Below are 13,196 nucleotides of genomic sequence, written 5' to 3'. Positions count from 1 at the left end.
GTGGCTCTCGACTCGATCTTCGTCGACGTCCTACCCCGGTGGGATATGGCCGGCGTGCAGGCGTCCATGGATGCGATGAAGGCGCGCTACGAGAAGTTTGGCCAGACTCTCTCGGATGCCATGGGGATGAAGGGATCTCCCGCTGCCGCCCGTGCGGCCGAGCAGCAGGCCAGGCAGGTCGCTGCCGCGCAGAAGGTCGTTGCCGACGCCATGACGAGCCAGTCCCGGCAGTCGCAACTGGCTGAGGATGCGATCTCGAAGCAACAGATCGCGCAGGCGCGCCTCAACGAGGTGCTGGCCAAGTATGGCGACACGTCGAGTAAGGCGATGGCTGCCCAGCTCAAGCTCACTCAGGCCACGCGGGACGCCTCGGCGCAGACTGAACTCGCCACGAAGGCAACGACCGATTACGAAGCTGCGCAAGCGAAACTCGCAACGACCACCGAGGAGTCGGCCGCCGCCACCGATACTCACGCGGCCCGGATGACTGCGCTGAATGGCGCGCTGAAGACTGTCGCGACCGTCGGCATGGTCGGGGTGGTAGCCGCGCTCGCAGATGGCACCAAGCAGGCGGCCGAGTTCAATCGCACCACCGAATTGCTTGTCACCGGTGGAGGTTTGGATCCGAAGAACCTAGAAACGGTTCGGCAGGGCATCCTCGGTATGGCTGGCGATGTCGGGTATTCGTCTGACCAGCTCGCCACGGGCATGCGCAAGATCACGCAGGCGACCGCGTCGATGGGTCCGGCATTCTCCGCGCCACAGGCCCAGCTCTCTGCTTTGAAGGCGGCAGCGCAGGGTGCGTCCAACGAGAACGCCGATCTGTCCGAGGTCACCGATGCGCTGACCACGACGATGATCAACTTCAACGAGCCGATGTCGAAGTCGTCGACGATCATGTCGCAGATGGTCACCGCTGTGTCCAACGGCAAGACGACCTTCGATGAGTTCTCTCGGTCGCTGGGAACCGTGGAAGGCGTTGCAGAACAATACCATATCTCGCAGACCGAGCTGTGGGCCGACATGGACGAGTTCACCAAGCATGGCATCTCGGCACAGCAGGCCGCGCAGGACCTCCAGCACGCGATCCAGGTTCTCGGGCGCCCAGTCTCCGGCGGTCAGGCCACTGCTCTGGGCATGCTCGGGCTGCAGGCCGACTCGCTGCAGAAGTCTTTGGGTACCAACGGACTCGCCGGAACCCTCGACATGGTCATGCAGAAGGTCGCTGCCATGCCACAGCTTCCCGGCGGCCAAGTGCTCATGTCGACGTACAACACCTCGAAGGTGGACGCTCAACGTGCCCAAACGATGTACTCCGGGCTCAGCTCTGCCGATCAGCAGCAAGCCGACGCGCTCCAGGCCGATCTCGCGTCAGGCAAGAAGGCGTCCGCATTCGGCAAGGACAAGCAACTGCAGCAGTGGTTTTCGTCCTACCAGAAGTCTCAGGGATTCTCTGATCTGATCAACAAGACGGGGACGAACGACACGTCGGCCGCAGGCCTGGTAAAGCAGGCCGTGGGCGACTCTCCGACACTCCAGACGGCCCTCATGCTCGGCGGCACGAACTACGGAGACGTCCGTTCCATCCAGGGGCGCATCGCGGGCGCTCGACCTGATGCGAACGGCGACGTCAAGGACACCGCCCAAATGCACGCCACCACCTCGCAAGAGGTGAAGGACATCAAGTCGGGCATCAACTCGAGCCTAATCTCGATCGGCGAGACGACTCAGGGACCGCTCAACTCGTTCCTCGGTGCCCTCAAAGACGCGACGTCGTGGCTGTCGAAGCACTCCACGGTCCTGCAGTCGACGATCCTCTCCCTCGGCGCTCTCGGGGTGGCGGCAGCTGGCGTCAAGGGCCTGAACATGGCCGGGAATCTCTTCGGCGCCGACCATCTCGGCGGCTCGATGGTGAAGGGTGCGGCGCGCGGTATCGGCAGAGGAGTCTCGGCAGCAGGACGCGGCGTAGCTGGGGCCGCGCGCACTGTCGCGAACGTCCCGGGCGCTGTGGGGGACTACTGGAACTGGACCGGGAAGGCGAAGGCCGGTCACGCCCTCGACACAGTGAAGGGCAAGGCTCGGGCCGGACTGGACGCGGCGAAGTCTGGCGGCTCCAAGGTGCTGGAGGGTGCGAAGTCCGCCGGGTCGAAGACGCTCGACGTCGCGTCGGATCTCGGCAACGCCAGTGTGTCCGGGGCGAAGAAGGCGGGGACCGCGGTCGCCGAGCTTGGGGGCAAGGCGAGAACTGCGGTCTCTGACCTCGGGAAGCTCGCCGGTAGCAACATCGCGAGCGGATTCGAGAAGCTCGCCGGCGGCGCGTCCAAGGCCGCAAAGGGCGTCAAAGACCTCGAGGTTGGATCGAAACTGGCTTCGGCCGCCACGAAGGTGTGGTCTGGCATCCAGGCGGCCTTCAACATCATCATGGACGCCAATCCGCTGGCGCTCATCGTGATCGCAATTGCCGCCCTCGTCGCCGGAGTGGTGCTGGCCTACAAGCACTCTCAGACCTTCCGGGACATCGTCAAGGATGTATGGAACTGGGTGAAGAAGGCGGCCGACGCGATCGGTAACGCTCTCACCAAGGCGTTCCGTGACGTCGTGGGCTGGATTGAGAAGGCCTGGAACTTCGTCAAGAAGTGGCACGACGTGCTGCTCATCGCTCTCGGACCGATCGGTCTGGTGATCGTCGGGATCGAGCAGATGGTGAAGCACTGGCACGACATCACCGATGCCCTGTCGGATGGGTGGAAGGTCATCTCGCAGGTCTTCTCCGACATGGAGTCGGGGATCCGGGACGGCATCGGCAAGGCGTGGAACTGGCTCTATGACGACGTGATCAAGCCGGTCGGCGACAAGATCGGGCAGGTCTGGACCGATATGCAGACCGGCGTGAAGGTCATGGTCGAGGCCTTCAAGCTGGAGTGGAACAAGATCATTTCGATCGTCGCCACACCGGTGAATTTCATTGTGAACACGGCATATAACGACGCCCTGGCTCCTCTGTGGAATGACATTGCTGGCGCGTTCGGTGCCCCGAAGCTGGATAAGATCAATTTCAGCCTGCAGTCCGCCGCCGGGTTCGCTGGCGGAGGTGTTCTGTCTCCCGGTCAGGGCATCCTGGTCCCCGAGGCTGCGCGCGCCTTCGGCATCCGATCTCCGTGGCCCGGTTACGAGCCCGGAATCGACTCGGTTCCCGTTCCGATCCGTGGTGGTGGCATGGCGGTCGTGTCGAAGGGTGAGGCACCGGTCGATCCCGCGCAGTTCGGCGGCGTCGGAAACCTGCTGGCGATCAATCACCTATTCTCCGGCGGTCGGAAGAATGCCAACGGCATCTCGCCGAACCACTTCGCTCCGGGTGGCATCCTCAGCTCCATCGGCCACGCGTTGTCGAGCGTCGGCAGCGGTGCCGTGAATCTCGGTAAGAGGGCCATCCACGCGACGGTCGATACCGCGGAATTCCTGGCGAAAGTCGTGACCAACCCGATCGGCGTGATCAAGGACTACCTCAAGAGTGCCCTTGTGCCCGTGCAGGGTTCGGGATCGTCCTCGTTCGGGTCCCTCGTCGCGAAGGTTCCCGGTAAGGCTGTCGACGACATCGCGAATTGGGTTGCCGGGTGGGTTAATCGCAACCCGGGTGCGGGACAACTGCCGGCCAACGGACATGGTGCTGAGATGTGGCTGGGTGTCATCAAGCAGGCCCTGTCGCTGGAGGGTTTCCCGGTCGACGATGCGCACATCAAGGCCACCGAAGCGCAGATCATGACCGAGTCGGGTGGCAACGCGAACATCATCCAGCAGGTCCATGACGTCAACTGGCCCAACAACCGCGCGCAGGGCTTGGTGCAGGTCACTCCCCAGACCGCGAACGCCCTCGGGCTCGCGTCGTTGGGCGGAAACCTCCTCGACCCGTTGACGAATCTCCGGCTGGGTATGCGCGAGTTGAAGTCTCAGCATGGCGGGGACATGCTCGGCACGTGGGGCCACGGCCACGGATATGCCGGCGGCGGGGTTGTCGATCCTATGCAGGAAATTCAGTCGCACGCCGGAACCCCCTATGCGATGGGTGGATTCAGCGCGAGTTCGCTGGACTGCACAGGCGCCACGAGCATGATCGTCAACGACTACCTCGGTGCGCCGGAGTTCGGCTCCCGCATGTCCACACCTTCCGAGGGTCAGTGGCTCTCCGCACGCGGCGCCCTTCCCGGCCGGGGCGGTGCCGACGATCTCACCGTCCTGTGGTGGGACGGCGGTACCGGCGGCTACGACAACGGGCACTCCGAGGTTGTTCTCCCCGGCGGTCAGGTCGCCGAGGCTGGCGGTACCGAGCAGAACTTCCACATCGGCACTGGCACATCGCCCAACGACCCGCAGTGGACGAACGCGATGCACTTCCCGGCGTCAATGCTGCGTGGTGCGAAGAGTCAGCAGGACCCGAACACGCCGATGGGCATCGGGACGACCGGCGCCGGAGGTACGTCGGGCGGCACCTCGGGGGGTAGTTCTGGGGGCTCGTCGGGCGGGTCGTCGGGTGGATCTTCTGACGACTTCGGTCAGACGCAGGGCGGTTTCGGCGCGCTCACCGACATGACGGACCCCTCGAACTGGACCGTCCACGGCCTCGGATCGTTCCTCGGCTCGACGATGATGAACTGGGCCCTGGGTAATCCAGTCGGCAAGGGGCTGATCGCTGCTCAGCAGCAGGCTCAGCAGCAGAACGCCACATCTGCGACCACTGCGGCGACCGACTCCACCACGTCGTCTGCGGCGGCGACCACCGCGGCGACGACGGCCGCCACCGCTGGAGTGGATGCCACCGCCAAGGCCACCGAGCGACTGTCGAAGGCGCAGAAGACCTACAACGACGACGTCGCGAAGTACGGGAAGAACTCGACTCAGGCGCAGACCGCGCAACTCGCGGTCACCAGCGCGCAGGAGGCGATCACCAACCATGCGGCGACGTCGGCGCAAGCTGCGACGGCTGCACAGCAGTCCTACGACAACCAGGTCAAGCGCGTCGCGATCGACCAGCAGAAGCTCAACGAGGCGATCGCGAAGTACGGCCAGAACTCGAAGCAGGCCATCTCGGCGGCGAACACCCTGCGCAACGCTCAGGCCACCGAGGCGAAGGACAAGGCTCGGCTCGCACAGAAGCAGTCGGCCGCAGCAGCTACCGGACCCATGACGCCCACAGCCCCCACCGGGGCTACCCCGAGTGCGTCCGGCGACTCGTCGGCAAACTCGGACACCACCAACACCGCGGGCAGTGACTCGACAACTCCGGACTACTCGGCGTCGTCAGACACCTCGGGTGCTGCCAACTACCAGTCCAGCGGCCTCGGTGTCGGCGGCGGGTTGGCCGGCGCCGCGATGGGTGCGGTCACCTCGGCCGCCGGTGCAGCGGGCGGACCTACCGGTGCTCTCGCGGGCCTGGTGGGGGCGAATGCCGCCACCACGATCACCAACGGCGCCATCCAGTACGCCGGCAACATCGGGGGTGACCTCGCCGACGGTCTGCTCGAGACATTCGGCCTCACCGATCCCACGGACTCGTGGCCGGGGAAGATCGCCACTGCCCTGGGGCAGGCGCACTTCGCCACGGCGAACACCGCCGGTCAAGCAGCGTCTCCCGCAGTGTCGAAGCGTTCCACCGATTCTCGCGGAGGGGTGAGCGTCAACATCGGTGAGCAGCACGTCCACGGCGGCTCGGGCGACAAGGTCGCCAACGACATCTACCGCAAGATCAACTCCAAGGTGGGGAGCGGTACACGATGATCCCTCAGCTCACGCAGTTCGGGATCAACTCTCTCCTCGGTGGTGCTGATCCGATCATCACATGGATCGACCGCAACGGTGACATCTGGCCGCTCTCTGGCGGATTGGCGCCGATCCCTCCGCTGGAGGGCGTCAACATGTCCTCCATCGAGGGGCTGATGGCGTCGATCAAAATGCTGACCCAGCAGGGGGCACTGCAGGACGGTGACACGTGGATGGGTGCGGTCTACGACCCTGCCGAGATCACCGTCGATCTGGAGGTGTTCGCGAACTCGCCGTCGTCGTACCGAGACATCACCCGGCGTCTCATCTCCGGTCTGGATCCGAAGTATCCGGGGAAGCTCAACTGGTTCAGCCCGGAGATGGGGGACTGGTGGCTGCCCGCGCGATTGGGGAAGCAGATCGACGCCACGTGGAAGACATCGCCTGCGCTGGTGGGTCATTCGACAATGGCGGTGCCGCTACACATCGACCAGGCGTTCTTCCAGTCCTTCGACTCGGTGTCGGCACCTGTGGGCCAGTCGGGCGGGTTCTCCAACATGACCAACCTCGGTGATCAGGACGAGTGGGCGCGGTATCTGGTCTACGGGCCGGGAACTGTCACCTTCCACGATCCGGGCGGTGCGGTGACGTTTGGGCCGATCGAGTCCGGACAGATCGTGCTGGTCACGACGAAGCCCGGTGTCCGCGGGGTGCTGGACCTGACGCCGAATCAGCCGACCACTGCGCAGATGTCGTATTGGCAGACCTGGCTGGAGAACATCATCGACCTGGCCACCAACAACAACGTGCCGCCGCTGCTGCAGACGTTCGAGTCGTGGTTCGGAATCGTCCCGCCGCAGGGGAACTTGTATTCGCTTCTCAACGGCCGATTTTCGACACCGGTGCCTGCTACCCCTACCAAGCCCACGACGTGGTCGATGCCGATCTCCATCACCGGCGGCACCGCGCAGACTCAGGTGATCGGTGCGCTCACCCCACATCGGAAGTGGCCTGAGTAGCGGTGTACGCCGTCAAACCGGACCCGACACAGCTCACCGCAGCTCTGTACGGGCGGCCCGATGCTGCCATGAATGCGGCCCAGCAGGTGTGGGACACGTCGCCTTTGACTAATCCCGGTCAGGGTCAGGTCCTCGTCCAGATGCTCACCAACATGTACGAGTACGCCGGGGAGGCGTCGGACTACATTTCCACCACCGCCACGTGGGTGGTCAACGACGTCGACACCGCCACGGTCACCCTGAAGGGGTCAGATCCGTTGGGGCCGTTCGCGTACAACTGCGACAAGACCGTGGTCCCGATCTTCATCACCTCGGGGTCGATGCGGTTCACCGGACAGGTCGACACCTGCTCCCCGGACTTCTCCGAGGGTGAACTGAAGTGGACAATCCAGGTCAAGGGCGACTGGGACTGGTACAACCGAATCCTGGTGTGGCCCAACTTCGCCGCCCCGATCTGGCTGCAGGAGCCCAAGGAAGCCATCTACATCGGGCCCGCGATCTCATGCCTGAAGGCGATGGTCGGGGAACAGTGCATCCGCCTGCAAACCGGTCTGTGGGAGATGGCCAACAACATCACCGATCCCGCCGCATGGTTCGGGTCGATGATGGAGAAGGAGGGCCTGCTGACCCCGTGCGCGGTGGTCCCCACCGACCCGCTGTTCGACACGTCGAAGTGGGTGGCGTTCTCGGCCAAGATGGACACGGCTGCCACCTTGATCCAGCAGGTGTGCAAGGACAATGGGCTCGTCTCCACGGCGGATGTGTGGATGCCGGGAGATGCACAGCCCACCGACTGGTTCACCCTCACTCAGCCGACTGTGGTGTTCGACGTCAAGGACCGATCGGGCATCACGGGACCTACCGGCACGATGGTCGACGGCCTCATCGAGGACGCCGTGGACCTCGAGCACTCGATGCTCGGCGACATCCTCACCCCGTTCCTCAACGCCGAAGGCGAATACGCGCCGGAGGGAGTGAACATCGCCCCCGCTTTGGGCGTGAACTTCGTCAAGCCGTGGGTGTTCTTCGACTGCGACAACCCACTTCGCAGTGGTGTCAAGGAGTTCCACGCTCCCGCGCATGCCCCGCTGGCATGGCAGATCGTCGGCGGCGGTAAGTCGCCTGACTGGGTCAACAACATCATCAACGCCACCGTCGAGTTCCTACTCGGATCGGCGCTGACGGTCGTTGGTCTCGAGGGCATCCCCAACACCCTGCTCGACGGCATCCTCGACGACGTGCTGTTGGCGTATCAGCTCATCGAGAACGAGCAACGCCGGCAAGAGATGGGGCCGTACGGCAAGCCGGAGTACTTCTGCTCTACCGGCAGCACGGCCTACACCCTCAATGAGGAGTTCGCGCTCGAAGGTGCGATGTGGGAGACGCGCGGTTACAAGAGCGCAGAACTCATCTTCGACAACGGATTTCCGTACGTCCTCGGCGTCGATCTGTTCCTCGGTGCGCTGGCCACGTGGAAGTTCATGAACGCGCTCTACACCGACTACGTCATGCAGATCACCCTCACCGATGACCGGGACAACCGGGTGCAGGTGACGGCGCAGATCGGTGACAACTCTTCCCGTCAGGACCCAGCCGAGATCATGCAGCGCAAGTTGGCCGGTCTGCAGACCGATCTCCAGATCGCGATGCTCTCGCAGAATTAGGAGACTTCCTTGACCGCAACGTTTTACGTTCTCCCGTTCGGTAATCCGTCTTCGGGCACGTTCACTGCTGGCTTCACCGGCACTACGATGTCGACGGCGTCGTTGGCCTACGACGTGTCGGCTGCGAACTTCCAGTCGGCTTTGGCGGCGATCGTCCCCGGCACCACGGTGACGGGCAGTGGTCCGTGGGTGGTCACCGTCCCCGCGGGCTACGCGCTGACGGTCAATGACTCTGGGATGCCGCAGAATACGTCCATTGTGGTGCAGTCCACGGATGCCTTGTCGTGGTCGGGCAACATCATGATGAGCAACACCACCGACTATCAGTCGACGGGTGTGGCGACGGGCGTCTTCACTCCGGCCGGTGGCGTGGCGAATCTCCCGGCCTTGGTGGATGGGCAGCCCGGGCAGCCTCCGGAGCTGAACTTCGAAGCCGTTCCGGTGAATCCGGGTAACGCTCCGACGATCTCGCAGACGCAGACTTCTCCGGGTGGCGCAGGGCAGCCGTCGGCGTACACGGTGACGGTTGGAGTGCCCACGGGGCAGACCGGAGCCACTGGGCCCACGGCGACGGTGAGCACAGCCTCGGATGTGGAGGGCACCCCGTCGGACGGCGCCGCGCTGATCTACTCGGGCGCCGACGAGAAGTGGAAGATCCAGGCCATCTGGGTGCCGGCCCTGTACTCATGCCAGAGCTTTACCGCTGGGACGGGGACGGGCTCGTCGACGGTAACCATCGCCTCTCTGGGCATCCCCGCGCAGCCGTTTGCGTGGCGTCCCCGTGTGACCGCGCAGGCACAGTTGACCGGCACGGTGAACACCCACCTGGATCTCGCGGTGTACCTCAATGGGACCTCGGGCACGCAGGTCGGATACGGGCAGGGTGTCACCGGAGCGCTCACGCAGACGGTCTCCTGCCTTCCCGCGTTCGGGTCGTCGATCTCCGGCTCGTCGACCTACGCGGAGGTGGCGGCGGGAGCGACCGCAACCCTGTATTTCGTTGCGCTGCAGACAGCATCGACCACCGATCAGTGGTCAGTGTCGGCGGCGCACGCCTCGTTTGAGATCGAAGTGGTGCCGCTCGCATGACCGAGCCCAGCTCGATCCTCAACGGGGTCGTCAAGACGTCGTGGCCATCGGACATGCTGCCGTCGGAGACCTCCAACGTCATCGACATGCTCCCGGCGATCTGGAAGGCGTTCTTCCTCGGGATCGTGGGCAACATCGCGATCAACATCGCGAACGCCGCGGACATTGACGGCCTGGATCCGCTCGCACTCCTGCGGCAGTGGGGCCAGGAGCAGGAGCAGGCTGCATCGAACGCGCTGACGGCCGCGAACTCGGCACAGTCCACGGCGACGTCGGCGCAGAGCACGGCCAACAATGCCAGCACGACGGCGAACACCGCGAACACGAACGCGACCAACGCGCTGAGTGCCGCGCAGAACGCGCTGCAGAACGCGGAGAATGCTCTCGGGCAGCTCGGCACGCTGATCGGTGATGTCCTCGGTGGGCAGTCGACGGCGGCCGATCTCGCGGCGTTCATCACTGACCTCGACGGCATCATCGACCCGTCGCGAATCGCGCAGGTGTCGGCGTCGGCGATCGGCGCGGTCGGGACACCGAACCTGCTGACCAATGGCAGCTTCGTCGATTCGGTGTCGATGGCGCCGGAGGGCTCGGGGTGGGCGTGGGATGGCACCACCACTCACAGCAACACCGCGCCCTCGGGGCACACCGACGGGTCGGTGACGACCACCGGCACTGGCGTTCAGCAGACCCTCGCGTCGAATGTCGTGGCGGTCAGCGCGGGCCAGTCTCTTTCGGTCGCCGGGTGGCTGAAGTGGTCCGGGGTCACCGCCTCGAGTGTGGCGTTCGCGCTGAACGTGATCGCCTATCTCGACGGCGATCAGGTGTCGTATCAGACGATCGGCGGTGTCGTGTCGCCGTCGGCGTCCGGGTCGTGGCAGGAGATCACCGGCACCTACACGGTGCCCTCGGGTGCTGATCAGGTCCGCGTCCAGCTCGTGGTGACCGCGAATGTCACTGCGGGGCAGGTGTGGTGGGACGATCTGTCGCTGACGAAGACACAGACGATCGACCAATCGCTGATCACCGACCTCGAGAACGCGCTCGGCACGCTGACGACGAACGTCACCTCGGCGGCCACGCAGATCGAGCAGATCGGTCAGGCTGCAATCGGGGAGGCGGTCAGCGACGCCAGCGCAGCGGTCAGCAACTTCGTGGACTTCATTTCGTCGCTGTCGAGTTGGCAGTCGACGACGACGACCTCGATTGCCGCGAAGCCGAGTCTGAACATCATCCCCGACGGGTCACCGTTGTGGGCGACTTTCACCAATGACGCCGATACGACGTTCCCTCGGATCATGTTGCTGTATCTGCCGAACTCGACGACCGGAAGCACGACTGTGTCGATCTCGGGCACGACCGGGTCGGCGACGGTGTCGTCCACTCCGTCCACTCACAGCCACGCGTTCAGTGCCTCGAACCCGCATACCCACCCCGTGAGTCTTGGTCGCACCCCGGACTATCAGCCAGCGGGAAACGGAAGCGACTACACCGAACTCAGCTACATCGAGACCTCGAAGGACCGCACATACACTGGGGTAACCTTCGCCACGGGCAATGCGTGGACGCTGCTCGGTATTACCGCGTTGTACATCGGGATCTACTCGGTGAATACCTCGACAGGGGCTCACACTCTCGTCTCGCAGACTGGCGACATTCACAACACGGCAGACTCCAACGGAACTACCCTCGCCGCCAACGGACAGTACATGTTTCCGTTGAACACGCCCATCGCCGCCACCAAGGGGAGCATCTACGCGATCGGCATTCTGCAGGTCACGTCGATACTGCAGAGCACCAATTCGCTGTGCGCGCTGCTCAACCTCTACCCACTGGCCGTGCCGTCCGGTTTCTACCCGCAGTCCTTGCACGCGGTCTCCAACAGCGGATCTACCACGCTCCCAACGTCGTTCACCACGAGCACGATTACCTGGGAGAAGAGCCTGGTGATCTATGCGGGCCTCTACTGAGGAGGCCTGGTGACCGGCTGGTCACCGTCGGGACCGTCTGACCAGTCCCAACCGCTCAACGGCTGGTCACCGCCCGGACCGCCAGCGCAGACCGCCCCGCGCGTCGGCTGGTGGTACGAGCCCGTCGTTGCGGCCCCGCTCTCCGGATCGGGCCAGCTTTCGGTCGGCGCCTACGTCCGCGTTCCGGCGGCCGTCAATCTCTCCGGAGCAGGCCAGCTCTCGGTCGCGGCGTACGCCATCACTCCGGCTGCCGCACAGTTCGTCGGGGTCGGAGCGCTCAACGCCACCGCCTACGCCCGCGTGCCGGCCGCCGCACAACTCATCGGCGTGGGCGCGCTCACCGTCGACGCCCAACGCTGGTACCAGTACGTCACCGCCGCCCTCGCCGGGGCCGGCGCACTGTCGGTGGGCGCCTACGCCAGAGTGCCCGCCGCAGTCGCTCTCGCCGGTGCTGGCGCCCTCGCGGTCGGCGCAGCGTTCCCCGCGCACGCCGCTGCGGCCACCAGCTACACCACACCAGGGACCTACACCTACACCATCCCCTGGTGGTGCACGGCGATCGACATCGTGCTCATCGGAGGTGGAGGCGGCGGCACCGGCGGCGGATACTTCCTCGCCGGATACGGCGGCACCGCCGGAACATGGGCCACCACCACCCTGCAGCGCGGTACCGACATCCCCTGGACCACCACCACGATCACCGTTGTCGTCGGCGCGGGCGGCACCCCAGGCAGCGGGGGTTCCTCGCCAGGCACCGGCGGAAACGGCGCTCAAACCACCGCCGGATCACTCAGCGCCGCCGGAGGCACCGGCGGACAGAACGGCCAACAGAACGGTGCCGCCGCCGGAAACACCACCTACGACGGCGTGACCTACACCGGCGGTACGGCCGGATCCGGCAACGGCGTCAACGGCGGATCACCCGGCGGCGGCGCGTCCGGCGGCAACGGCACCTTCGGGTCCGGACACGCCGGCGGCACCGGCGGAAACGGCGCCGCGTACATGCGAGCACACCAGTAGCAAGGAGACCTCATGGTCGCAGTCACCAACACCAAGCAGACGCTAGCCGCGTACTATGCCACTCTCGGAACGTATTTCGGCCTCGCAACGGGTAGTCCGGGAGCCACGGCCACGCCCGCCAACGAGGCGTCCGGCGGTTCATACGCCCGCGTCGCCACGACCTGGTCGGCCGGATCGGGCGGTGTGATGAACGGGACGGCCGTCACCGTCAACGCCCAGGCCAACACCTACACCTACGCCATCATGTGCTCGGGATCGTCGGGCAACAACATGATCGACAACGTCGCCATCAACTCGACAGTCCTGTCCGCGCCCGGGCAAATCGTTCTGACGCCGACCTACACACAGTCATGACCGCCCCCGTCCACGGCGACGGCCGTCTCGCGATCACCGTGTGGCCCACCTTCATCGGCGTCATCGGCCGCTGCATCGACGGCACCCTCGGCGAACCCACCCACCACCCCGACTACCAGCGATCCCAGATCACCTGGACCACAGGTGCACTCGTCACCGGGCGCGCCCGGATCAACGTCCCCGCAGGGGAGTGGACCCACTTCGCCTACTTCCGTGGCCCCGGCGACCACGAGCCCGTCGGCGAGCCGATCCCGATCGGTCAGTTCCCCATCCAACTGATCTTCAGCGGCGCTATCTTCGCCGACCCCATCATCGTCAACTGAAAG

General features: G+C 64.9%; 8 protein-coding genes. All 8 read left to right on the top strand.

The genetic code is table 11. The features are described from left to right. From QNM97_RS13720 to QNM97_RS13685, 8 genes are read left to right on the top strand one after another with little or no spacing between them, the layout of a single operon-like run. Entirely contained in the window at nt 1-5,772 is a 5,772-nt protein-coding gene (locus tag QNM97_RS13720; protein ID WP_283819006.1) for a phage tail tape measure protein, read from the top strand. Then, nucleotides 5,769-6,773, top strand: a complete 1,005-nt coding sequence (locus tag QNM97_RS13715) for a phage tail domain-containing protein (RefSeq protein WP_283819005.1) — start codon at nt 5,769-5,771, stop codon at nt 6,771-6,773. The genes QNM97_RS13720 and QNM97_RS13715 overlap by 4 nt, the downstream gene beginning before the upstream one ends. Nucleotides 6,774-6,775: 2 nt before the next feature. Continuing rightward, nucleotides 6,776-8,437: a Gp37-like protein gene (locus QNM97_RS13710; protein WP_283819004.1), complete on the top strand. Its 1,662-nt coding sequence runs from the start codon at nt 6,776-6,778 to the stop codon at nt 8,435-8,437. A 9-nt stretch (nt 8,438-8,446) separates the two neighbouring features. After that, entirely contained in the window at nt 8,447-9,526 is a 1,080-nt protein-coding gene (locus tag QNM97_RS13705; protein WP_283819003.1) for a hypothetical protein, read from the top strand. Then, nucleotides 9,523-11,496, top strand: coding sequence for an alanine-zipper protein (locus tag QNM97_RS13700; protein ID WP_283819002.1), 1,974 nt, complete (start codon nt 9,523-9,525; stop codon nt 11,494-11,496). The genes QNM97_RS13705 and QNM97_RS13700 overlap by 4 nt, the downstream gene beginning before the upstream one ends. 9 nt (nt 11,497-11,505) lie before the next feature. Continuing rightward, entirely contained in the window at nt 11,506-12,516 is a 1,011-nt protein-coding gene (locus QNM97_RS13695; protein ID WP_283819001.1) for a glycine-rich domain-containing protein, read from the top strand. Between the two features lie 12 nt (nt 12,517-12,528). Then, complete coding sequence (locus tag QNM97_RS13690) at nt 12,529-12,870, top strand: phage tail fiber protein (RefSeq protein ID WP_283819000.1); 342 nt, start codon at nt 12,529-12,531, stop codon at nt 12,868-12,870. Further along, the gene (locus QNM97_RS13685; RefSeq protein ID WP_283818999.1) at nt 12,867-13,193 is read left to right on the top strand and encodes a hypothetical protein; all 327 of its coding nucleotides are present in this window, start codon (nt 12,867-12,869) and stop codon (nt 13,191-13,193) included. Before QNM97_RS13690 ends, QNM97_RS13685 begins: the two co-directional genes overlap by 4 nt. Nucleotides 13,194-13,196 lie beyond the last annotated feature (3 nt).

Source organism: Gordonia sp. L191 (assembly GCF_030077625.1).
In the GTDB taxonomy this organism is placed as follows: Bacteria; Actinomycetota; Actinomycetes; order Mycobacteriales; family Mycobacteriaceae; genus Gordonia; species Gordonia polyisoprenivorans_A.
The sequence above is the reverse complement of the archived record's forward strand: the minus strand, read 5'-3'. Positions and strand labels throughout refer to the sequence as shown.